The organism is Pseudomonas poae RE*1-1-14 (genome assembly GCF_000336465.1).
GTDB classification, from domain to species: domain Bacteria; phylum Pseudomonadota; class Gammaproteobacteria; order Pseudomonadales; family Pseudomonadaceae; genus Aquipseudomonas; species Aquipseudomonas poae.
Genome location: NC_020209.1, coordinates 761008 through 783199, shown reverse-complemented (window position 1 = coordinate 783199; position 22192 = coordinate 761008). Strand labels below are relative to the sequence as shown.

Genomic DNA, 22192 nt, shown 5'->3' with positions numbered 1-22192 from the left:
TCATTTCTCCATCGGCGTGGCGTCGCGGCCGCGCAGGACGATGTCCCAGCGGTAGCCGAGGGCATAGGAAGGAATGGTTTTTTCCAGGTCGAAGCTGGCGATCAGACGCTGCTTGGCCGAGGTGTCCGGCACGCAGTTGTAGATCGGGTCGTATTCCAGCAGCGGGTCGCCGGGGAAATACATCTGCGTCACCAACCGGGTCAGCACGCTCGGCCCGAACAGCGAGAAGTGGATATGCGCCGGGCGCCATGCGTTGTGGTGGTTGCCCCACGGGTAGGCGCCGGGCTTGATGGTCTGGAACTGATACCAGCCATCGGCGTCGGTAACGGTGCGCCCGGTGCCGGTGAAGTTGGGGTCCAGCGGCGCGTCGTGCAGGTCACGCTCGTGGTGGTAGCGCCCGGCGGCGTTGGCCTGCCAGATTTCCACCAGGATGCCCGGCACCGGCAGACCGTTTTCATCCAGCACACGCCCGTGAATGATGATGCGCTCGCCTTGCGGCTCGCCGTCATGCTGGGCGGTGAGGTCGTGGTCCTTCTCGTTGATCCGCTCGGCACCGAGGGTGGGGCCGGTGATTTCCGACAAGGAATGGGGCAGGAACACCAACGGCTGGGACGGCGAACGCAGGTTCGTCGATTGATAGGCCGGGTGCAGGTAATCAGGTTGAGTGCCCGCGTGCGGGCGCCGATAACCGGGCTTGTCACTCATGGAGCCATCCTCTCTTGTTAGACGCGTTCAATCGCCAGGGCCAACCCTTGGCCGACGCCCACGCACATGGTGGCCAGGCCTTTACGGCCACCGGTTTTTTCCAACTGATGCAGGGCCGTCAGTACCAACCGCGCACCGCTCATGCCCAACGGGTGTCCAAGGGCGATGGCGCCGCCGTTCGGATTGACCTGAGGCGCGTCGTCGGCAATCCCCAGCTCACGCAGCACCGCCAGGCCCTGGCTGGCGAAAGCTTCATTGAGTTCGATCACATCGAAGTCGCTGACGGCCAGGCCAAGGCGCTCCACCAGCTTGCGCACCGCCGGCACCGGGCCGATGCCCATCACACGCGGCGCGACACCGGCGCTGGCCATGCCCAAAACGCGGGCGCGGGCCGTGAGGCCGTGTTTCTTCACCGCGTCGGCGGATGCCAGAATCAGCGCCGCCGCACCGTCGTTCACACCGGACGCGTTGCCGGCAGTGACCGTCTTGTCAGGGCCATTGACCGGCTTGAGTTTGGCCAGGGCCTCAAGGGTGGTGTCCCGTGGATGCTCGTCGTGTTCCACCAGGGTTTCGCCTTTTTTATGGGCAACCCGCACCGGCACGATTTCTTCGGCAAAGAACCCGGCAGCCTGGGCAGCCGCTGTGCGTTGTTGGCTGCGCAGGGCAAAGGCATCCTGGTCGGCGCGGGACACACCGTAATCATCGGCGACGTTGTCGGCGGTCTGCGGCATTGCGTCCACGCCGTACTGGGCCTTCATCAACGGGTTGATAAAACGCCAGCCGATGGTGGTGTCTTCAAGCTTCATGTTGCGCGAAAACGCGGCGTCGGCCTTGCCCATCACGAACGGCGCACGGGACATCGACTCGACGCCACCGGCAATCGCCAGCTCCATTTCGCCGCTGGCGATAGCGCGAAACGCGGTGCCGATGGCGTCCATGCCCGAGGCGCACAAACGGTTGAGGGTCACGCCGGGAATGCTCTGCGGCAGGCCCGCCAGCAACAGCGCCATGCGCGCGACGTTGCGGTTGTCTTCGCCGGCCTGGTTGGCGCAGCCGAGGAACACCTCGTCCACCGCGCTCCAGTCCACCGACGGGTTGCGCTCCATCAGCGCTTTGATCGGCAGCGCCGCCAGGTCATCGGCGCGCACCGTGGACAGGCCACCGCCAAAGCGGCCGATGGGGGTGCGGATGGCATCACAGATAAAGACGTCACGCATCAGGCTTCTCCAGGCGCTTGGCCATGGGCGGCGGCCGTGCGGGCTTCAAGGTCACGCAGGGCGGTCAGCTCCACCTCAGTCGGTTCGGCAGTGGTGTCGACCTGCTCGGCAAAGCGAATCGCCCAACCGGTGGCGGCCACCACTTGCTCGCGAGTTACCCCAGGGTGCAGCGCGGTGACCACGAACTCATGGCTGCCCTCTTCCGGCTCCATGATGCACAGGTCGGTAATAATGCCGACGGGCCCGGCGCCCGGCAGGCCCAGGCGCTTGCGTGAATCGCCGCCCTCGCCGTGGCCGACGGAGGTGATGAAGTCCAGCTTGTCGACAAACGAGCGTGCCGACTGCTTGAGGATGATCAGCACACTCTTGGCGGAACCGGCGATTTCCGGCGCGCCACCGGCACCCGGCAGGCGCACTTTGGGCTGGTGATAGTCACCGACCACGGTGGTGTTGATATTGCCGAAACGGTCGACCTGGGCCGCACCGAGAAAGCCGACGTCGATGCGCCCGCCTTGCAGCCAGTAGCGAAAAATCTCGCCGGTGGGCACCACGGTGTCGGCGGTTTCCGCCAGTTCGCCATCGCCGATGGACAGCGGCAACACGGAAGGCTTGGCGCCAATCGGGCCGGACTCGTAGATCAGCACCACGTCGGGCGACGAGGTCAGGCGTGCCAGGTTGGCGGCCTTGGATGGCAGGCCGATGCCGACGAAGCACACCGAGCCGTTCTTGAGGCGGCGCGCGGCGGCGACGGTCATCATTTCGTTGGTCGAGTAAGCCATTACTTGGCCTCCTGCGCGGCGGCCAGCCTGGCCTGGAATTCACTGAAATCGGCAGTGCCGTGGATGTATTCGTCGATCCATGCGGTAAAGGTCCCACGGTCGCGGGCAATCGGGTCCCACGCCTGATAGAAACGGTTGTCGCGCTCGTTGTAGCCGTGGGCGTAGGACGGATGTGCGCCGCCTGGTACATGGCACACGGCGGTCAGGGCCCAGGTCGGCAGCACGCAGCTGTTCATCGGCGCGTTCAGGTCATCGACGATTTCCTCGACGGTCACGATGCAGCGCTTGGCCGCCAGGGCAGCTTCCTTCTGCACGCCGAGAATGCCCCAGAGCAGCACGTTACCCTTGCGGTCGGCTTTCTGCGCGTGGATCACGGTGATGTCCGGACGCACCGACGGCACCGCCGCCAGCACTTCGCCGGTAAACGGACAGGTCACGGTTTTGATCAGCGGGTTGACCTTGGGCAAGTCGGAACCGGCGTAGGCGCGCAGCACCGCGAACGGCAGCCCGGAGGCGCCAGCGACGTAGGCATTGGCCAGGTCGGCATGGCTGTGTTCTTCAATCTCCAGCGGCTGCGGCCAGTGTTTTTCCACCGCATCACGCAGTCGATGCAGGGAGCCCACCCCCGGATTGCCGCCCCACGAGAAAATCAGCTTGCGCACGCAGCCGGCACCGATCAACTGGTCGTAGATCAGGTCGGGCGTCATGCGCACCAGCGTCAGGTCTTTCTTGCCCTGACGAATGATTTCATGGCCTGCGGCCGTAGGGATCAGGTGGGTGAAGCCTTCGAGAGCGACGGTGTCACCGTCGTTCACGAAGCGCTTGACCGCATCACGCAGGGTGAGAATGTCAGCCATGGGGTGGAGCTCCCGGTGCGGATCGAAAAAGGCGCTGAGGTGGCGCCGAAGTGCCTGAAGATTAAGCCGAGGGCATGGCGCCAAACAATCCGATAATCGACTAAACGTTCGATAATCGAACATTTGTTGGTAAGTTGACTCGGTCCAATATGGAAGGGGACCGGCTCCCGATAGCAGTGTGTCAGCCCCGGATGTGCTGATTGATCCGCCGCAATCGGGAGCAAGCCCTCTCCCACCTGTTTAAACGCCACCAGCCCTCAGGTGGCATCCGCATGGCTGACCATGCCTTTGATGAGCACGGCCGCAGTGGCCAGTGTCGCCGGGATCACCAGCGCGGTGAGCACCTGCTCGAAGTTCCAGCCCAAGCCCAGCAACGTGGCGCCCATCCACGCGCCAAGGATCGCGCCGAACCGACCAATGCCAAGCATCCACGACACACCCGTGGCGCGGCCCTGGGTCGGGTAGAAACGCGCGGCCAGGGACGGCATCGCCGATTGCGCGCCGTTGACGCACATCCCCGCAATCAGCACCAACGTCGCCAGCAAGGTGATATTGCCCAGGCTCTGCCCCACTGCGTAGGCAAACACCCCCGCCAGCAGGTAGAACGTGCCGATGACTTTGTGCGGATTGAAGCGGTCCATCGCCCAGCCCACACCGACCGCACTCAACACGCCGCCAAACTGGAACAGCGCGCCGATAAAGGCGGCCTGTTCCATGCTGGCGCCACTGTCGCGCATCAGGGTCGGCAGCCAGCTGGTGAGCAGGTACACAATCACCAGGCCCATGAAGTAAGTGAGCCAAAGCAGCAAGGTGCCGGCGCGGTAGGTGCCGGAGAAGATCACCGCGAACACGTTGCGGGCCTTGACGGTTTTCTGCTCGGGCACACTGAAGGCGCTGGCCTGGGCGATTATGGCGGGCGCGATGGGGGACAGCGCTTCGCGCACCCTGTGGGTGCCGCGATTGCGCACCACCAGGTAGCGTGCCGACTCGGGCAGCCACAGCATCAGCACCACCACCAGAATCAACGGCAGGATGCCGCCGATCATCAACAAGGCGTGCCAGCCGAATGCCGGAATCAGCTTGGCCGAGATAAATCCGCCACCGGCCATGCCCAGATTGAAGCCGCAGAACATGCTGGTCACCAGCAGTGACTTGTGGCGCTCAGGGGTGTATTCGGACAACAGCGTGGTGGCATTCGGCATGCCGGCGCCCAGGCCCAGCCCGGTGAGAAAGCGCAGCACCAGCAATTGGTCGACATTCGAGCTGTAGGCCGACGCCAGGCTGAAGGCGCCGAACACCAGCACCGCACTCACCAGCACCACCTTGCGGCCGAAGCGATCCGCCAGCGGCCCGGAGCCCAGAGCGCCGAACACCATGCCGATCAACGCGGCGCTCATCACCGGGCCGAGGCTGGCGCGGTCGATGCCCCAGTCCTGGGACAGTGCCGGCGCGATAAAGCCCATGGCGGCCGTGTCGAGGCCATCGAGGAAGACAATCAGGAAACACAGGATCACCACACGCCACTGATAGCGTGACAGTGGCTGGGCATTGATGAAGGACTGGACGTCCAGAGGGGTGCCGACAGAAGGTTGCGTCATTATTGTTATTTCCACACCGATGGCGGGACAACGACCTGAGGTCGTCATTATTGTTGGATGCGCCCGAGAGCGCTGCCGCACATTAATAAGCGCGGGCAAACACCGTCAATTCATCCCGCGCGGATCTGTGCGGTCATCGAACAGCTTAGGCAAACAGTTGCGTACTTAATTCGCGACTGGCCGTGAGCATGCTCGGCAGGAAACGCTGCTCCAGCTCACTGCGGCTGACACGCCCGGCATGGGTGCTGACATTGAGCGCGGCCAATACCTGGCCGGAGGCGTCGTACACCGGCACGGCGATGGAACGCAGGCCTTGCTCGAGTTCCTGATCGACGATGCACCAGCCTTGCTGGCGTACCTGTTGCAGGCATTCGAACAGCGCTTGGGGGGTGGTCAGGGTGCGACTGGTCTTGGTGGGCAGGTCGGCATGGTCGAGGTAATCCTGCAGCGAGGCGTCGTCCAGCGCCGCCAGGAGGATGCGGCCCATGGAGGTGCAGTAGGCCGGCAAGCGCCCGCCCACCGACAGGTCTACCGAAATCAGGCGCTGCGTGGTGGCGGAGCGGGCGATGTAGAGGATGTCGTCGCCTTCGAGCGTGGCCATGTTGCAGGCTTCGTGCAGTTGCTCGCTCATGCGGTCCAGGTACGGCTGGGCGGACACGGCCAGCGGGGTCGACGACAAATAGGCGTGGCCCAGGGTCAGCACTTTGGGCAACAGCGAATAGGTGCGCCCATCGGTGGTGGCGTAGCCGAGCTTGATCAGCGTGTGCAGACACCGGCGCACGGCGGCGCGGGGGATTTCGGTGCGGTGGCTGATCTGGGCGATGGTCAGATGGCGTTTGCGCTCCTGGAATGCCTGCACCACCGCAAGCCCCCGGGCCAGGGAGGTCATGAAGTCCGGATCGCCAGTGAACGCCTGGATGCGCTTGGCCGGTGAAGCCACGATGGGCGGCGCCACCGATGCGAAGGCGTTACGCAATTGGTCATTCATTTCGGATCCTTTCTCTTATTCTGCAAGCGCAGGGAGGGCTGCTGGCTATTACAAACCGCACCGCCACGGCAGACAAGGCGAGGCCGGCGTCATTGGGCGATTATCGGACGAGCAGTCGATTATCGCAATTTGCCTGACGATGGCATCTTAATTCAAGCCATCTTCCACGGCGGCAACAACAATTAGTTATGAAGTCGGCTTTTTAGCCACTACCGACTCGCGCGTAACAAAAGTCTCACACGAAGTTGCGGGTTTTTAACTTTATGCCGGTAGTGTTATTCAAATGCACCGCTATAATGCTGCCTGTGCAGAGGTCAACCCGGTACCCGTATCGGCTTTGGAGCTCGCCAGGCAGCGCCCACGACGTGCATTGCCTGTTCTAGCAAGGTTTTAAACGAAGTCTTATCGCGCATTAATGTTCAAGGTGAACGGTTCAACTGTTCAATTTGGCATCGTTGCGCGAGTTTCTGCCTTAGTGCTGCACGCTAATTAAACTCAACTCAATCAGGTAATAAATGTGACGAAAGACGAACTGCGCGCGGAACTTGAGCGCCAGGAACAACGTTACAAGGACGTTTACGGCGGGGAAGTCACCACCTACGCCGCGCAGCCCGAGCCAGAGCGCAAGCCTTGGCGCAAGCGCGCCAGCTTGCTTGATCAGGCATTTGCCCAGGAAATCGAAAAGATCGAACAGGAACTCAAGGCCGAAGAGTCATAAGGCCTTCGGCGTGAGTGGTCAGGGTGTTGCAGTCTTTGTCGGTCGAGTGTCGGCTGAGAACACCTGTCTTTTCCTACATTTGAGCTAGCGACCTACGGCGCGCTGGGAATTTTCATACAAATGTTTCAGAAGTGACGATTTTGTGACAAAACCGCGCCGTTGCAGCCCCGCGCGTTATAAATCAACGACTTGTCAAAGCCCCGGAAACGCTGGGATGCGTGCGCTTCCCACAGATTTTTTCCGGGAAGATTGCTACCGATGAGCAGCTAGTGCATCGATTACCGAGGTTTTCTGGCATAATCGCGCCCCCTTACGACCGGGTCAGAAAACCTTCATGATCGATTTATTCAGCGGACTGGATGCGTGGGTTCTAGTGAGCCTGTTGCTCGCCCTGGCCTTTGTCCTCGCCTTCGAGTTCATCAATGGCTTTCATGACACCGCTAACGCGGTGGCCACAGTCATCTATACCAAAGCCATGCCGCCGCACCTGGCCGTGTTCTTCTCCGGGGTGTTCAACTTCCTCGGCGTGCTGCTCGGCGGTGTGGGTGTCGCCTACGCCATCGTGCATCTGCTGCCGGTGGAGTTGCTGATCAATGTGAACACCGGCCACGGTCTGGCGATGGTCTTCTCATTACTTGCGGCGGCGATCACCTGGAACCTGGGCACCTGGTACTTCGGTATTCCGGCCTCCAGCTCGCACACGCTGATCGGTTCGATCCTCGGCGTCGGCCTGGCCAACGCCCTGATCAACGATATTCCGCTGGCGGACGGTGTGAACTGGCAGAAGGCGGTCGATATCGGCGCCTCGCTGGTGTTCTCGCCAATGGCCGGCTTCATCGTCGCCGCCCTGGTGCTGATCGGCCTGAAGTGGTGGCGTCCGCTGTCGAAGATGCACAAGACTCCGGACCAGCGCCGCAAACTCGACGACAAGAAACACCCGCCGTTCTGGAACCGCCTCGTGCTGGTGATCTCGGCCATGGCCGTGAGCTTCGTGCACGGCTCCAACGATGGGCAAAAAGGTATCGGCCTGATCATGCTGGTGCTGATCGGCATCGTGCCGGCGCAGTTCGTTCTCGACCTGGGCAGCACCACCTATCAGATCGAACGCACCCGCGACGCCACCGTGCATTTGAGCCAGTTCTACCAGCGCAACAACGCCACCCTGGGCGAGTTCCTGGCCTTGGGCAAAAGCGTGAAGGACGACCTGCCGGGCAAGTTCCAGTGCAACCCGCAACAGACCGAGCCGACCATCAATGCGCTGGTGGACACCTTGAAAGGCGTGTCCGACTACCATTCGCTGAGTGCCGACCAGCGCATCGAAGTGCGTCGCTACCTGCTCTGCCTGGACGACACCGCGAAGAAAGTCGGCAAGCTGCCGGGCCTGGATGCGCGCGAGAAGTCCGACCTCGACAAGCTGCGCAAAGACCTGACCGCCACCACCGAATACGCGCCGTTCTGGGTGATTCTGGCGGTCGCCCTGGCCCTGGGCCTGGGCACCATGGTGGGCTGGAAGCGGGTGGTGCTGACCATCGGCGAGAAGATCGGCAAGCAGGGCATGACCTACGCCCAGGGCATGTCGGCGCAGATCACCACCGCCACCATGATCGGTTTCGCCAACATCTTCGCCTTGCCGGTGTCGACCACCCACGTGCTGTCGTCCGGTGTGGCGGGCACCATGGTCGCCAATAAAAGCGGCCTGCAAGGTGGCACGGTCAAGACCATCCTGATGGCCTGGGTGCTGACCCTTCCCGCTACCGTGGCACTGTCGGCCGGATTGTTCTGGCTGGCGTCCAAGGCGCTGGGCAGCTGATAAAAAGCCTGCAGTAAAAAAGGTGCGATCCGCGAGGGTCGCACCTTTTTTTATGGGCTGAACTGGGTCCCACACCCTCCAGCGGCGCACAAAAAAAAGGCGACCGAAGTCGCCCAAAATGCCTTGCGTGCCCTGTAATCCGCAAAGACCTGTGCGGATAAACCAGGGCTACATTAACGAAGAAGGTGAAGCGGGGAATTGACCAGGGTCAATGGATGCACATTGCTCAGCGCTTTTTCGGCTTGCTCTTGGTTTTTTTCTTCGGCTTTGCCAGCGGCATTGCCTGTTCAAACGCCTGGCGCACTTCATTCAAGCGCTTGTCATTGAGGTCATGCACACGCTTGGCACGTTCGGCATTCAGGTCGATCAGCTTGTCATCGTCACTCATGGCTTGGCTTACGTTGTGGCGGGGGGATGGCGCAATAATGCGGCCTGCCCCGCGTGACCGCAAATACACCTTCACACCTCGACGTCCACCCACAGCCCCTGGCGTGGCTCATCTTCGATCAGCGGGATGACGGGCACAGTGTTATCGGCATTGAGCACATCGCCTGGAATCGCGAGGTGCTGTTCCGGGTCCTGGTCCGCTTCTCGACGGCGTTTCTGTTGTTCCTGCTGACGGCGTTGTTCCTCGCGCAGCAAAAAAGTCGACTGTTCGGCATCGCCCTTCTTCAGGTCGATGGTGCTTTCATTGGAACCCGCTTGCACTGGCACCACGGGCGGTATATCCGGCTTGGGCCTTACCGGGTCGAGTTGCGACGTGACCGGTACGACGCTGACGGGCAGCATGGGTGGCAGCATAATAGTTACTCTCCTGATCTTCAGGCTGTCGGCGCGCTGCACACCGACTTGAGCGCAGCATCGCCAACCTGTGACTCAGTCGACACTCACAAGTGCCCGCCACCCGTCGATTCACAGCGCGCACGCTCACTCAAACGGAGTAGTTTTCGTCAGAGTCCTTGGGGGTCGGACCTTGTTCCGTTAAGATAGTCGGCTTTTTCACGGCGGGAGTCAGGCAGCATGGCGCAGCAGTATCAACCGGGGCAACGCTGGATTAGTGACAGCGAAGCGGAGCTGGGGCTAGGCACCGTTCTGGCACAGGACGGGCGCTTGTTGACCGTGCTCTATCCGGCCACTGGCGACACACGCCAGTATGCGCTACGGAATGCGCCCCTCACCCGCGTGAGGTTTTCGCCGGGTGACTCCATCACCCATTTCGAAGGCTGGAAAATGACCGTGCAGGAAGTCGACGACGTCGACGGCCTGCTGGTGTACCACGGTCTCAATGGACAGAACGAGCAGGTCACCCTGCCGGAAACCCAACTGTCCAACTTCATCCAGTTCCGCCTCGCCAGCGACCGCCTGTTCGCCGGCCAGATCGACCCGCTGGCCTGGTTCTCGCTGCGCTACCACACCCTGGAACACACCAGCCGCCAATTGCAGTCCTCGCTATGGGGCCTGGGCGGCGTGCGCGCGCAACCCATCGCGCACCAATTGCACATTGCCCGTGAAGTTGCCGACCGCATCGCGCCACGGGTATTGCTGGCCGACGAAGTGGGCCTGGGCAAGACCATCGAAGCGGGCCTCGTCATCCATCGCCAGTTGTTGTCGGGCCGCGCCAGCCGCGTGCTGATCCTGGTACCGGAGAACCTGCAGCACCAGTGGCTGGTGGAAATGCGCCGCCGCTTCAACCTGCAGGTTGCGCTGTTCGACGAAGAACGCTTTATCGAAAGTGATGCCACCAACCCGTTCGAAGACACCCAGCTCGCGCTGGTGGCGCTGGAGTGGCTGGTGGACGACGAGAAGGCCCAGGACGCGCTGTTCGCCGCCGGCTGGGACCTGCTGGTGGTCGACGAAGCGCACCACCTGGTCTGGCACGAAGAAAAGGCCAGCCAGGAATATTCGCTGGTCGAACAACTCGCGCAAGTGATCCCGGGCGTGCTGCTGCTCACCGCTACCCCGGAACAACTGGGCCAGGACAGCCACTTCGCGCGCCTGCGCCTGCTGGACCCGAACCGCTTCCACGACCTGCATGCCTTCCGCGCCGAGAGCGAGAACTATCGCCCAGTGGCCGAAGCCGTGCAGGAGTTGCTCGACAAGGGTCGCCTGTCACCCAAGGCGCACCAGACCATTCAGGGTTTCCTCGGCAATGAAGGCGAAGCGCTGCTCACCGCCGTCAACGATGGCGACAGCGAAGCCAGCGCGCGCCTGGTGCGTGAACTGCTCGACCGTCACGGCACCGGCCGCGTGCTGTTTCGCAACACTCGCGCCGCCGTGCAGGGCTTCCCGGAACGCAAGCTGCACGCTTACCCGCTGCCCAACCCGGACGAATACATGGAGCTGCCGCTGGGCGAACACGCCGAGCTGTACCCGGAGGTCAGCTTCCAGTCGCAGCCGGATGTCGAGGAGGAACACCGCTGGTGGCGCTTCGACCCGCGCGTCGAATGGCTGATCGACCAGCTCAAAATGCTCAAGCGCACCAAGGTCCTGGTGATCTGCGCCCACGCAGAAACCGCCATGGACCTGGAAGACGCCCTGCGCGTGCGCTCCGGCATTCCGGCCACGGTGTTCCACGAGGGCATGAACATCCTTGAGCGCGACCGCGCCGCCGCCTACTTCGCCGATGAAGAATTCGGCGCCCAGGTGCTGATCTGCTCGGAAATCGGCAGTGAAGGCCGCAACTTCCAGTTCGCCCACCACCTGGTGCTGTTCGACCTGCCGTCCCATCCCGACCTGCTGGAGCAGCGCATCGGCCGTCTGGACCGGATCGGTCAGAAGCATGTGATCGAACTGCACGTGCCGTACCTGGAAACCAGCCCGCAAGAGCGCCTGTTCCAGTGGTACCACGAAGCGTTGAACGCCTTCCTCAACACCTGCCCGACCGGCAACGCCTTGCAGCATCAGTTCGGCCCGCGCCTGCTGCCGCTGCTGGAGAGCGCCGACGACAGCGAGTGGCAAGCCCTGATCGACGAGGCCCGTGCCGAGCGCGAGCGCCTGGAACAGGAACTGCACACCGGTCGCGACCGCCTGCTGGAACTCAACTCCGGCGGCGCGGGTGAAGGCGATGCGCTGGTTGAGGACATCCTTGAGCAAGACGACCAGTTCGCCCTGCCGATTTACATGGAAACCCTGTTCGACGCGTTCGGCATCGACAGCGAAGACCATTCGGAAAACGCGCTGATCCTCAAGCCCAGCGAAAAAATGCTCGACGCCAGCTTCCCCCTGGGCGACGACGAAGGTGTGACCATCACCTACGACCGTAACCAGGCGCTGTCGCGCGAAGACATGCAGTTCATCACCTGGGAGCACCCGATGGTGCAGGGCGGCATGGACCTGGTGTTGTCGGGCTCGATGGGCAACACCGCAGTGGCGCTGATCAAGAACAAGGCACTCAAGCCGGGCACCGTGCTGCTGGAGCTGCTCTATGTGAGTGAAGTGGTCGCGCCGCGTGCGCTGCAACTGGGTCGCTACCTGCCGCCGGCGGCGCTGCGCTGCCTGCTGGATGCCAACGGCAACGACCTGTCCGGGCGCGTGTCGTTCGAAACCCTCAACGATCAGCTCGAAAGCGTGCCACGGGCCAGCGCCAACAAGTTCATCCAGGCTCAGCGTGATCAACTCACCCCGCGCATCAACGCCGGCGAAGAGAAGATCACCCCGCGTCATGCCGAGCGTGTGGCCGAAGCCAAACGTCGCCTGGCGGCAGACACCGACGAAGAGCTGGGGCGTCTGACGGCGCTGCAGGCGGTCAACCCGACGGTGCGTGACAGCGAGCTGGTGGCGCTGCGTAATCAGCGCGAGCAAGGCCTGGCGATGCTGGACAAGGCGGCGCTGCGACTCGAAGCGATTCGGGTGCTGGTGGCGGGTTGATTGCCACCCTGCCCTGCTGACAATACGGGCCTTTTGTATGGGCCTTGAGGGCCTCATCGCGGGCAAGCCCGCTCCCACATGTTGGGTGCAGTTCACTTTGATTGGTGAACCCATTCAAGTGTGGGAGCTGGCTTGCCTGCGATAGCCTCACCTCGGTCTCAAGCCACCGCAACACCTGGCACCTCCACCGCCACCAACCCCTCCTTCATCCGCCTGGCATCGCGTACAAAACTGCGCGAGGCCTGGAACAGAAACAGCAGGGTCAGAAACAGCGCCACCGGAATCAGGTACATGGCGTCGTGCAACCCGACCGCCTTGTAAGCCTCGGTCATCTGCTGCGCCCCCGCCGCATACATCGCCGAATGCGCAAAGTGATCGGACAGGCCACCCACCACAATCGGCCCCATACCGCCGCCCAACAGGTACAGGCCGGCAAAAAACAACGCCATCGCGGTGGCGCGCAAACGGGGCTCCACCACGTCCTGGATCGCCGTGTACACACAGGTGTAGAAGTTATACGCAAACAGCCAGCCCACACTGAACAACGACACGAACACACCAATCTCGATACGCCCGGCGTGCAACGCCCAGGCAGTGGTGACGGTGGAAATGACCAGGCTGAAAGCAGCGAACAACAGCCGCCCATTGGCGACCCGCTGGTGAATCTTGTCGGCCACCCACCCCCCCAGCGTCAGGCCCACCAGCCCCGTCAGGCCGACGATCACACCGGTGGCCACCGCCGCCTCCTGCAGCGGCAGCAGAAAATAGCGCTGCAGCATCGGCACCAGAAACGAGTTGCACGCATAAGTGGCAAAGTTAAAGCACAGCCCGGCCAGCACCAGCCATAGAAAGGTCGGCACCGCCAGCACGCGGCGAATCGGGCGATCGACGCGTTCCTGGGCGACCTGCACGGTTTCCGCCGCGCCGCGTTTGGGTTCCTTGATGTAGAACATGAACACCGCGAGGATCATCCCCGGTACTGCCGCGATAAAGAACGGTGCGCGCCAGCTGTCGAACGCCTTGACCATCCAGCCGATGGTAAAAAAGGCCAGCAACAGGCCCAGCGGCAAGCCGAGCATGAAAATGCCCATGGCCCGCGCACGGCGGTGCGCCGGAAACAGGTCACCGATCAGCGAGTTGGCGGCCGGAGCATAACTGGCTTCGCCAATCCCGATGCCCATGCGCACCAGCAGGAAGGTCCAGAAACTGCCGACCAGGCCGTTGACGGCGGTCAGCCCGCTCCAGGCAAACAGGCCCCAGCCCATCAGTTTGCTGCGCGAACCGGTGTCGGCCAGGCGCCCGAGCGGCAGGCCGGCGATGGCATACACCAGCGTGAACGCGGTGCCGATGATGCCAAGCTGGAAGTCGCTGAGGTGCCATTCCATGCGGATGGGCTCGATGATGATCGCCGGAATGGTGCGATCGAAGAAGTTGAACAGGTTGGCCAGGAACAGCAGGAACAGAATGCGCCAGGCATTCGCCGCTTGGGTCGAGTTCTGCATGGGTCCGTCTCTTTTTATTGTTATGAGCGCTGCGATGCCCGGTGCATCCTGCTCAGGTCACTGCAACATAGTCAGGCGAGCGGCGCTTGTCTGTAATGATTCGTAAAGCTGATAGGGCATGATTTGACCCGGCATTACGGGACTTTTCCTACAAAAAATATAAGTGCGCGCCCCTCTTCCCAACGGCCACGGCCCGGATAGAATGGTGAGCCTTCCCGTTGTACCTCCCCCTTACCTTTCTTATCGATGACGCCCATGTCCGAAGCCAGTCCGTGTCTGAATTGCGGTGCCTGCTGTTCATACTTTCGTGTGTCTTTCTTCTGGGGCGAGTGCGCCTCATCCGGCGGCACGGTGCCCGACGACCTGGTGGTACAGATCAACCCGACCCGCGTGGCGATGATCGGCACCGACCAGAAACCCGCGCGTTGCTGCAGCCTGGAGGGCGAAGTGGGCAAAGGCACCAGCTGTTCGATTTATGAACTGCGCTCGAGCCCGTGTCGCGAGTTTGACGCGTCATGGAGCCAGGGCGAGCAAAACGTCGATTGCGATGCCGCCCGCGCAGCGTTCGGCCTGCTGCCGCTGGAAGCGCCCGCCTTCGAACTGGCGCTGCCTATCAGCGCTTAGCATCAAACGCTATGCCCGGCATGCCAAAATCAAAGACAGCAATGTGCCATTACGCCTTGCGAATTCTGTAAGCCTTCTATACTCGTCCCCATAGGTCATCGCCGTAGGCCGTGACGTAACTACGCAATGACGGGACATGCTATGGAATGGCTGGGTCTGCACTTTTTCACCGACCTTCCGCACAACGGGCACTTATTACTCAACTGCAGTCATAACCCGTTTCTCGTGCTATTGGCCTACCTGGTCGCCTGTGCGGCCGGTTTCGGCACGCTGGACATGGCCGAACGCGTCGGCCACGTCGAAGACCCCACCGCGCGCCGCCACTGGCGCTGGCTGGGCGCCGGATGCCTGGCGGGCGGCATCTGGTCCACCCACTTCATCAGCATGCTGGCGTTCCAGGTGCCAATCGCCATTCACTATGAATTGATCATGACGTTCGTCTCGTTGCTGATCGCCCTGATTGCGTCGCTGTTTGCCATGAAAACCCTCAGTCACGCGACCCTGCGCTTCGATCAGTACCTGCTGGCGTCGCTGTGGATGGGCGTGGGCATTGCGCTGATGCACTACGTGGGGATGGCGGCCATGCGCTCCCAGGCCCAGGTGTACTTTGGCGCAGGGCTGTTCATGGCCTCGGTGGCCATTGCCATCGGCGCCAGCCTCGCGGCCCTGTTGCTGTCCAGTTACCTGCGCAACGGCGCGGGGGTGTTTCACCAGTTGCTCAAATATGCCGCCAGCCTGGTGCTTGGCGCCGGCATCATCAGCATGCATTTCACCGGCATGGCCGCCATGCAGATGGTGGTGCCTACCGGCGCAGACCTGTCCTCACCGTCGAACACCAATCCGATCCAGCTGGGGCTCTCGGTGGCCGTGATCACGCTGCTGGTAATCGGCAGCAGCATCAGCGCCGCCCTGGCCGACAAAAAGCTGCAGCACAAGGAGCGTGACCTGCGCCGCGTCAATGCGCTGCTCAGCGAACTGGACCAGGCGCGCGCCTCCCTGCAGCAGGTGGCGCACTACGACGCACTGACCAGCCTGCTCAACCGTCGCGGCTTCAACCAGATCTTCGTGGAGAAGCTCGCGGAAAAGACCGCGTCAAAGGGCATGATGGCGGTGATCTTTCTCGATATTGACCACTTCAAGCGGATCAACGACAGCCTCGGACACGACGCCGGCGACCAGTTGCTGACCGTGCTGGCCAGCCACATCAAGAGCTCGGTGCGCAGCCATGCCGACGTGGTCGCGCGCTTTGGCGGCGACGAATTCTGCATCCTGATCAGCATCCACCACCGTGACGAAGCGCGGCATCTGGCCCAACGCATCATGCAGCAGATGAAAGAACCCATCGAACTGGCTGGGCGGCGCATGGTGATGACCACCAGCATTGGTATCAGCCTGTTTCCCGATGACGGCGTAACCTGCGAAGAACTGCTGAAAACCGCAGACCTGGCGCTCTACCAGTCCAAGGATGCGGGGCGCAACAGCTTGAATTTCTTCAGCGCCAACCTGAAAACCCGCGCCTTCCTCGAGCTGCAACTGGAGGAAGAGTTACGCGCAGCCTTGCGCGAGCGCACCGGGCTGGTGCTGTTCTATCAACCGATCTTCGACATGAAACTGGGCAAGGTCACCCGCCTGGAGGCACTGGTGCGCTGGCAGCATCCGCAACACGGGCTGCTAGCGCCCGACCGCTTCATCGGGATCGCCGAAAGCAACGGGCTGATCGCCGAACTGGACAACTGGGTGTTGCGCCAGGCGTGTCACGACTTGAGCGTTTTGTCCGACAAGGGCTACGGCGACCTGAACATGACCGTCAACTGCTCGGCGTTGAACCTGGCACGCGATGAGTTGGCCGATGAAGTCGAAGAGGCACTGCGCTTCAGCGGGATCGCGGCTGCCCGCCTGGAACTGGAAGTCACGGAAAATGCGCTGATGGGCAATATCAGCAGCACGCTGGCGTTGCTGCGGCACATTCGTGCACTGGGGGTATCGCTGGCCATCGATGACTTCGGCACCGGTTATTCGTCCCTGGCCTACCTCAAGCGACTGCCGCTCAACACGTTGAAGATTGACCGCTCGTTTATCCAGGACCTGCCCAAATCCGCCGCCGACATCGAGATTGTCCAGGCCATTATCGGGATGGCGCACACGCTGCATCTGAATGTGGTGACCGAGGGCGTGGAAACCCAGGCACAGTTCGACTTACTGCATAAACACGGTTGCGACTTCATCCAGGGCTACCTGCTGAGCCCTGCGGTGCCTGCAAGTGAGGTGATTGGGGTCATTCAGGGGATTCACCTGCGTAATCCGCTGGCGGCCGAGGCTTCAGCGGTCAAGGAGCCGGCGCAGAGCCAGCCGGGACCTGCAGCGGTTGTCAGACCGATCCGGTGACGCTGTGAATATTCAATGAACCACGCAGCCACATTTAGAAACAATCTCTGCCGACTGGCCTGCCGCTTAAAACTGTTCCCGTGACGTTAACGTCACCCTGCCTGTGACCTTTCACCACGGCAAGGTGCCATCACGGCAGCAGCGGTTACTCCGCTACACACATTAGCGCTGGAAAATAACGCACATTTTTAGTGCGCTCATTTATTGAGCCGCCCTTTCCTGGATCAGAATCCACGGCGAGACCACCACCGCCCACAGGCCAGGGTCACGCGCCACCAAGTCCAGCGCCCGCGTCGCAGACACTTCGCCAAGGCGGCCTTCGGCCAGCCAGGCGGCGACTTTATCGCGTTCATCCTCGGCCATTCCCTCGGCAGCTTCGATCAAATCCAGATCAGCATCGACCCACAATAGGGCACCCTTGGCGAAGAACGGCTCAAGCTCCTTCCAGGATATTTCGGCGGTTTCACCGAGCAGCTTGGCATAGAGGGTGCTAGGTTCTTGCGTCATGGGAATTCACCTGAAGAAAAAATCGGCGCAATCATAACGTTGAGCTTCAGTCAGAAAAACCCAGTTGCAAATGTGTAACCGAAAGAAAGTGTCAGGAAAGCCAAGGATTGCCCGGAACACTGGCATGACCCCGCCGCAATTCTGTCTTTTACTTTCATTTAAGCGACACCCCCTGGATTTGCCCCCAGCACCCAGCTTTTCAAGCGATCAACCGGCGCTCTACACTGTACCGGTACAGTTGCCAGGGCACCGCCGGGGGGATATCCGCATATCCGATCCGGTTCTGCAGCCCACAAGGCCGCTGGAACTATAAAAAATACAACAGCATGAGTGGAGCACTATGAATAAGGCTACTAAGCAGATTTCCAAACTGTTTGCCGCTATGGTCCTGGCTGGGGTTGCCGGCCATTCGTTCGCAGCCGACACCATCAAGATCGGCATCGCCGGTCCCAAGACCGGTCCTGTGACGCAGTACGGTGACATGCAATTCATGGGTGCCAAGCAGGCAATCGCCGACATCAACGCCAAGGGCGGCGTCGATGGCAAAATGCTTGAGGCCAAGGAATACGATGACGCCTGCGACCCTAAACAGGCCGTGGCGGTCGCCAACAAAGTGGTCAACGACGGCGTCAAGTTCGTGGTCGGTCACCTGTGCTCCAGCTCCACTCAGCCGGCATCGGACATCTATGAAGACGAAGGCGTCATCATGATTACCCCGGCCGCCACCAGCCCGGAAATCACCGCCCGTGGCTACAAGCTGATCTTCCGCACCATCGGCCTGGACAGCGCCCAGGGCCCGGCCGCCGGCAACTACATTGCCGACCACGTAAAACCGAAAATCGTCGCCGTATTGCACGACAAGCAGCAGTACGGTGAAGGCATCGCCACCGCCGTTAAACAGACCCTCGAGAAGAAAGGCGTGAAAGTGGCGGTCTTCGAAGGCCTGAACGCCGGCGACAAGGACTTCTCCTCGGTCATCCAGAAGCTCAAGCAAGCCAACGTCGACTTCGTCTACTACGGCGGCTACCACCCGGAGCTGGGCCTGATCCTGCGTCAGTCCAAAGAAAAAGGCCTGAACGCGAAATTCATGGGCCCGGAAGGCGTCGGCAACGACTCCATCTCGCAGATCGCCCAGGGCGCCTCCGAAGGCCTGCTGGTAACCCTGCCGAAATCCTTCGACACCGACCCTGCCAACAAGGCCATCGTTGAAGAGTTCACCAAGAACAAGCAGGACCCGACCGGTCCGTTCGTGTTCCCGGCCTACTCGGCGGTTGAAGTGATTGCCGGCGGCATCGCCGCTGCAAAAAGCGAAGACACCGCCAAAGTGGCCGAAGCCATCCACGCGGGCACCTTCAAGACCCCTACCGGCGATCTGAGCTTTGACGCCAAGGGCGACCTGAAGGACTTCAAGTTCGTGGTCTACGAATGGCACTTCGGCAAACCAAAAACCGAAGCTTCCCCTCAGTAAGCCAGGCGTTACTGCCCAACAAGCCCACTGTGAGAGCAGTGGGCTTTGTTTTACGAGGTTTATGGGCCTGTCACCCGCGATCCGGGCGCTGGCTCACCTGAAAATCTTAAAACCGTCACCAGCGGTTCGCTGGCAAACGCTTTGTGCAAATGTGCTCACAGAACACAGCGCAAGGCCGGAACATGACTCCACCAGTGAAATGCGTATCGGGTTTTTAGGAGCGCTGTAATGCCTGAGATCTATCATTTTTTCCAACAGCTGGTTAATGGCCTGACCATTGGCAGCACCTATGCCTTGATAGCCATTGGTTACACCATGGTTTACGGCATCATTGGAATGATCAACTTCGCCCATGGCGAGGTGTACATGATTGGTTCCTACGTGGCCTTCATCGCCCTTGCCGGGCTGGCCATGATGGGTATCCACTCACTGCCGCTGTTGATGACCGCTGCATTCCTCGCATCGATCGTCGTGACCAGTGCCTATGGCTACAGTATCGAGCGCGTTGCCTACCGTCCCTTGCGTGGCAGCAACCGTCTGATCCCGCTGATTTCCGCCATCGGCATGTCGATTTTCCTGCAGAACACCGTATTGCTGTCTCAGGACTCCAAGGACAAGTCCATCCCCAACCTGATCCCGGGGAGCTTTTCCTTCGGCCCAGGTGGCGCACAGGAAGTGCTGATTTCCTACATGCAGATCCTGGTTTTCGTCGTCACCCTGGTGGCCATGCTGGGTCTCACGCTGTTTATCTCCCGCTCCCGTCTGGGGCGCGCCTGCCGGGCCTGCGCCGAAGACATCAAGATGGCCAACCTGCTGGGCATCAACACCAATAACATTATCGCCCTCACCTTCGTGATCGGCGCCGCACTGGCGGCTGTCGCGGCGGTACTGCTGAGCATGCAGTACGGCGTGATCAACCCCAACGCCGGTTTCCTGGTAGGCCTCAAGGCCTTTACCGCAGCGGTATTGGGCGGCATCGGCAGCATTCCGGGCGCGATGCTCGGCGGGCTGGTGCTGGGTGTGGCCGAAGCGTTTGGCGCCGACATCTTCGGCGATCAGTACAAGGACGTCGTGGCGTTCGGCCTGTTGGTTCTGGTGCTGTTGTTCCGTCCGACCGGCATTCTGGGCCGTCCGGAGGTTGAGAAAGTATGAGCAGATATCTTAAATCGGCGTTTTTCAGCGCCTTGCTGGTGTGGGCCGTGGCCTTTCCGGTGCTGGGTCTCAAGCTGAGCATCGTCGGCATCAGCCTGGAAGTGCATGGCACCGGTCCCGTGACCTTGACCATCATCGCCCTGTGTTCGGTGCTGATGTTCCTGCGCGTGCTGTTCACGCAGCAGGTCGGCGCCTTGTTCAAGGGCAACCGTGGCCCGTTGGTGTCGCCCAAGGTCAGCCAGTTCCTGACCCTGCCGCGTACCCAGCGCTACATCATCATCGGCCTGATCGTGGCGGCGTTGATCTGGCCGTTCTTCGGCTCGCGCGGCGCGGTCGACATCGCCACCCTGATCCTGATCTACGTGTTGCTGGGCCTGGGCCTGAACATCGTGGTCGGCCTCGCCGGCCTGCTCGATCTGGGTTATGTGGGCTTCTACGCCGTGGGTGCCTACACCTACGCACTGCTCTCGCACTATTTGGGTTGGAGCTTCTGGATCTGCCTGCCGCTGGCGGGCATGGCGGCAGCCACGTTCGGCTTCTTGCTGGGCTTCCCGGTGTTGCGCCTGCGCGGTGACTACCTGGCGATCGTGACCCTGGGTTTCGGGGAAATCATCCGCCTGTTCCTGCGTAACCTCACGGACATCACTGGCGGTCCCAACGGCATCAGCAGCATTCCCAAGCCAACGTTCTTCGGACTGTCGTTCGACCGTACCGCGGCCGAAGGCATGCAGACCTTCCACGAGTACTTCGGGATCGCCTACAACCCGGTAAGCAAGGTGGTCTTCCTCTACCTGGTGGCGCTGTTGCTGGCACTGGCCGCCCTGTTCGTGATCAACCGCCTGCTGCGCATGCCAATCGGCCGTGCGTGGGAAGCGCTGCGCGAGGATGAGATCGCCTGCCGTGCGCTGGGTCTGAACCCGACCATCATCAAACTCTCCGCCTTTACCCTGGGTGCTGCGTTCGCCGGTTTCGCCGGCAGCTTCTTCGCTGCGCGCCAAGGCCTGGTGACGCCGGAATCCTTCACCTTCATCGAGTCGGCGATCATCCTCGCCATCGTGGTACTGGGTGGCATGGGCTCGCAGTTGGGCGTGATCCTGGCCGCGATCGTGATGATCCTGCTGCCGGAAATGATGCGTGAGTTCAGCGAGTACCGCATGTTGATGTTCGGCGCCATGATGGTGCTGATGATGATCTGGCGCCCGCAAGGCCTGCTGCCCATGCAACGTCCACACATGGAGCTGCGCAAATGAGCCGCGAGATCCTGAAAGTCGAAAATCTGAGCATGCGCTTTGGCGGTTTGCTGGCGGTCAACGGCGTGGCCCTGACCGTGAAAGAGAAACAGGTGGTTGCGTTGATCGGCCCCAACGGCGCCGGCAAGACCACGGTGTTCAACTGCCTCACCGGTTTCTACAAGCCAAGTGGCGGCAGCATCCTGCTGGACGGCCAGCCGATCCAGGGCCTGGCCGGTCACGAAATCGCCCGCAAGGGCGTGGTGCGCACCTTTCAGAACGTGCGGTTGTTCAAGGACATGACGGCGGTCGAGAACCTGCTGATTGCCCAGCACCGTCACCTGAACACCAACTTCTTTGCCGGCCTGTTCAAGACCCCGGCGTTTCGCAAGAGCGAGCGCGAGGCCATGGAATACGCCGAGTACTGGCTGGACAAGGTCAACCTCACCGAGTTTGCCAACCGTCCTGCCGGCACCCTGGCCTATGGTCAGCAACGTCGCCTGGAAATCGCCCGCTGCATGATGACCCGCCCGCGGATCCTGATGCTCGACGAACCCGCCGCCGGCCTGAACCCAAAGGAAACCGAGGACCTCAAGGCGCTGATCAGCGTGCTGCGTGAGGAACACAACGCCACGGTGCTGCTGATCGAACACGACATGAAACTGGTCATGAGCATTTCCGACCACATCGTCGTGATCAACCAGGGCACGCCGCTGGCCAACGGCACGCCGGAGCAGATCCGCGACAATCCTGAAGTGATCAAAGCCTATCTGGGGGAAGCGTAAA

General features: G+C 61.4%; 19 protein-coding genes. 9 read left to right on the top strand and 10 right to left on the bottom strand.

The features are described 5' to 3' along the window. The 6 genes from pcaH to pcaR form a co-directional block, all read right to left on the bottom strand. Window positions 1-705 (bottom strand): protocatechuate 3,4-dioxygenase subunit beta, encoded by a 705-nt coding sequence (gene pcaH / locus H045_RS03570; protein WP_003231064.1) that lies wholly within the window; start codon window positions 703-705, stop codon window positions 1-3. 17 nt (window positions 706-722) lie between these two features. Further along, complete coding sequence (gene pcaF, locus H045_RS03565) at window positions 723-1925, bottom strand: 3-oxoadipyl-CoA thiolase (protein ID WP_208597737.1); 1203 nt, start codon at window positions 1923-1925, stop codon at window positions 723-725. Continuing rightward, the gene (locus tag H045_RS03560; protein ID WP_003231070.1) at window positions 1922-2701 is read right to left on the bottom strand and encodes a CoA-transferase subunit beta; all 780 of its coding nucleotides are present in this window, start codon (window positions 2699-2701) and stop codon (window positions 1922-1924) included. The genes pcaF and H045_RS03560 overlap by 4 nt, the downstream gene beginning before the upstream one ends. Next, on the bottom strand, window positions 2701-3558 hold the full coding sequence (locus H045_RS03555; RefSeq protein WP_003231072.1) for a CoA transferase subunit A: 858 nt from the start codon (window positions 3556-3558) through the stop codon (window positions 2701-2703). Before H045_RS03555 ends, H045_RS03560 begins: the two co-directional genes overlap by 1 nt. Before the next feature lie 257 nt (window positions 3559-3815). Then, window positions 3816-5156 carry a 4-hydroxybenzoate transporter PcaK gene (gene pcaK / locus H045_RS03550; protein ID WP_015371449.1) on the bottom strand — a complete coding sequence of 447 codons (1341 nt, stop codon included), beginning with the start codon at window positions 5154-5156 and terminating at the stop codon, window positions 3816-3818. A 145-nt stretch (window positions 5157-5301) separates the two neighbouring features. Next, window positions 5302-6144, bottom strand: coding sequence for a pca regulon transcriptional regulator PcaR (gene pcaR, locus H045_RS03545; protein ID WP_015371448.1), 843 nt, complete (start codon window positions 6142-6144; stop codon window positions 5302-5304). 517 nt (window positions 6145-6661) lie between these two features. Here pcaR and H045_RS03540 point away from each other — a divergent pair. Together H045_RS03540 and H045_RS03535 are read left to right on the top strand one after the other, a co-directional pair. Further along, complete coding sequence (locus H045_RS03540) at window positions 6662-6862, top strand: hypothetical protein (RefSeq protein WP_003231079.1); 201 nt, start codon at window positions 6662-6664, stop codon at window positions 6860-6862. Window positions 6863-7196: 334 nt separating this feature from the next. Then, on the top strand, window positions 7197-8672 hold the full coding sequence (locus tag H045_RS03535) for an inorganic phosphate transporter (protein ID WP_003231080.1): 1476 nt from the start codon (window positions 7197-7199) through the stop codon (window positions 8670-8672). 226 nt (window positions 8673-8898) lie between these two features. Here H045_RS03535 and H045_RS25170 read toward each other — a convergent pair whose 3' ends face one another. After that, window positions 8899-9060, bottom strand: a complete 162-nt coding sequence (locus tag H045_RS25170; protein WP_015371447.1) for a hypothetical protein — start codon at window positions 9058-9060, stop codon at window positions 8899-8901. A gap of 71 nt (window positions 9061-9131) precedes the next feature. Continuing rightward, entirely contained in the window at window positions 9132-9473 is a 342-nt protein-coding gene (locus H045_RS03530; protein WP_003231086.1) for a hypothetical protein, read from the bottom strand. Between the two features lie 219 nt (window positions 9474-9692). Between H045_RS03530 and rapA the strand changes: the two genes are divergently transcribed. Continuing rightward, window positions 9693-12539, top strand: coding sequence for an RNA polymerase-associated protein RapA (gene rapA, locus H045_RS03525; RefSeq protein ID WP_015371446.1), 2847 nt, complete (start codon window positions 9693-9695; stop codon window positions 12537-12539). A gap of 158 nt (window positions 12540-12697) precedes the next feature. Here the strand turns inward: rapA and H045_RS03520 are convergent, their stop codons facing one another. Beyond that, window positions 12698-14041 (bottom strand): spinster family MFS transporter, encoded by a 1344-nt coding sequence (locus tag H045_RS03520; protein ID WP_015371445.1) that lies wholly within the window; start codon window positions 14039-14041, stop codon window positions 12698-12700. 255 nt (window positions 14042-14296) lie between these two features. Here H045_RS03520 and H045_RS03515 point away from each other — a divergent pair, with 255 nt between their 5' ends. Together H045_RS03515 and H045_RS03510 are read left to right on the top strand one after the other, a co-directional pair. Beyond that, window positions 14297-14665: a YkgJ family cysteine cluster protein gene (locus H045_RS03515; protein ID WP_041931431.1), complete on the top strand. Its 369-nt coding sequence runs from the start codon at window positions 14297-14299 to the stop codon at window positions 14663-14665. 141 nt (window positions 14666-14806) lie between these two features. Next, entirely contained in the window at window positions 14807-17050 is a 2244-nt protein-coding gene (locus H045_RS03510) for a putative bifunctional diguanylate cyclase/phosphodiesterase (protein WP_003231095.1), read from the top strand. A 201-nt stretch (window positions 17051-17251) separates the two neighbouring features. On the opposite strand, the gene H045_RS03505 is transcribed toward H045_RS03510, so the two are convergent. Then, the gene (locus H045_RS03505) at window positions 17252-17557 is read right to left on the bottom strand and encodes a DUF2288 domain-containing protein (protein WP_003231097.1); all 306 of its coding nucleotides are present in this window, start codon (window positions 17555-17557) and stop codon (window positions 17252-17254) included. 340 nt (window positions 17558-17897) lie between these two features. Here H045_RS03505 and H045_RS03500 point away from each other — a divergent pair, with 340 nt between their 5' ends. The 4 genes from H045_RS03500 to livG all read left to right on the top strand — a co-directional run bounded on the left by H045_RS03500 (window position 17898) and on the right by livG (window position 22191). Next, on the top strand, window positions 17898-19025 hold the full coding sequence (locus H045_RS03500) for a branched-chain amino acid ABC transporter substrate-binding protein (protein ID WP_003231098.1): 1128 nt from the start codon (window positions 17898-17900) through the stop codon (window positions 19023-19025). Between the two features lie 228 nt (window positions 19026-19253). Then, on the top strand, window positions 19254-20177 hold the full coding sequence (livH, locus tag H045_RS03495) for a high-affinity branched-chain amino acid ABC transporter permease LivH (RefSeq protein WP_003231100.1): 924 nt from the start codon (window positions 19254-19256) through the stop codon (window positions 20175-20177). Then, on the top strand, window positions 20174-21427 hold the full coding sequence (locus H045_RS03490) for a high-affinity branched-chain amino acid ABC transporter permease LivM (protein ID WP_015371443.1): 1254 nt from the start codon (window positions 20174-20176) through the stop codon (window positions 21425-21427). Before livH ends, H045_RS03490 begins: the two co-directional genes overlap by 4 nt. Next, window positions 21424-22191 carry a high-affinity branched-chain amino acid ABC transporter ATP-binding protein LivG gene (gene livG, locus H045_RS03485; protein WP_003231105.1) on the top strand — a complete coding sequence of 256 codons (768 nt, stop codon included), beginning with the start codon at window positions 21424-21426 and terminating at the stop codon, window positions 22189-22191. Before H045_RS03490 ends, livG begins: the two co-directional genes overlap by 4 nt. The last annotated feature ends 1 nt before the right edge of the window (window position 22192 follow it).

Coding starts and splice junctions, on each gene's coding strand:
- H045_RS03515 (WP_041931431.1), top strand. CDS start 14,297: ATGTCCGAAGCCAGTCCGTGTCTGAATTGCGGTGCCTGCTGTTCATAC.
- H045_RS03490 (WP_015371443.1), top strand. CDS start 20,174: ATGAGCAGATATCTTAAATCGGCGTTTTTCAGCGCCTTGCTGGTGTGG.
- pcaH (WP_003231064.1), bottom strand. CDS start 705: ATGAGTGACAAGCCCGGTTATCGGCGCCCGCACGCGGGCACTCAACCT.
- H045_RS03560 (WP_003231070.1), bottom strand. CDS start 2,701: ATGGCTTACTCGACCAACGAAATGATGACCGTCGCCGCCGCGCGCCGC.
- H045_RS03505 (WP_003231097.1), bottom strand. CDS start 17,557: ATGACGCAAGAACCTAGCACCCTCTATGCCAAGCTGCTCGGTGAAACC.
- H045_RS03510 (WP_003231095.1), top strand. CDS start 14,807: ATGGAATGGCTGGGTCTGCACTTTTTCACCGACCTTCCGCACAACGGG.
- H045_RS03555 (WP_003231072.1), bottom strand. CDS start 3,558: ATGGCTGACATTCTCACCCTGCGTGATGCGGTCAAGCGCTTCGTGAAC.
- livH (WP_003231100.1), top strand. CDS start 19,254: ATGCCTGAGATCTATCATTTTTTCCAACAGCTGGTTAATGGCCTGACC.
- H045_RS03530 (WP_003231086.1), bottom strand. CDS start 9,473: ATGCTGCCACCCATGCTGCCCGTCAGCGTCGTACCGGTCACGTCGCAA.
- pcaK (WP_015371449.1), bottom strand. CDS start 5,156: ATGACGCAACCTTCTGTCGGCACCCCTCTGGACGTCCAGTCCTTCATC.
- H045_RS03520 (WP_015371445.1), bottom strand. CDS start 14,041: ATGCAGAACTCGACCCAAGCGGCGAATGCCTGGCGCATTCTGTTCCTG.
- H045_RS03535 (WP_003231080.1), top strand. CDS start 7,197: ATGATCGATTTATTCAGCGGACTGGATGCGTGGGTTCTAGTGAGCCTG.
- pcaR (WP_015371448.1), bottom strand. CDS start 6,144: ATGAATGACCAATTGCGTAACGCCTTCGCATCGGTGGCGCCGCCCATC.
- H045_RS03500 (WP_003231098.1), top strand. CDS start 17,898: ATGAATAAGGCTACTAAGCAGATTTCCAAACTGTTTGCCGCTATGGTC.
- livG (WP_003231105.1), top strand. CDS start 21,424: ATGAGCCGCGAGATCCTGAAAGTCGAAAATCTGAGCATGCGCTTTGGC.
- H045_RS25170 (WP_015371447.1), bottom strand. CDS start 9,060: ATGAGTGACGATGACAAGCTGATCGACCTGAATGCCGAACGTGCCAAG.
- rapA (WP_015371446.1), top strand. CDS start 9,693: ATGGCGCAGCAGTATCAACCGGGGCAACGCTGGATTAGTGACAGCGAA.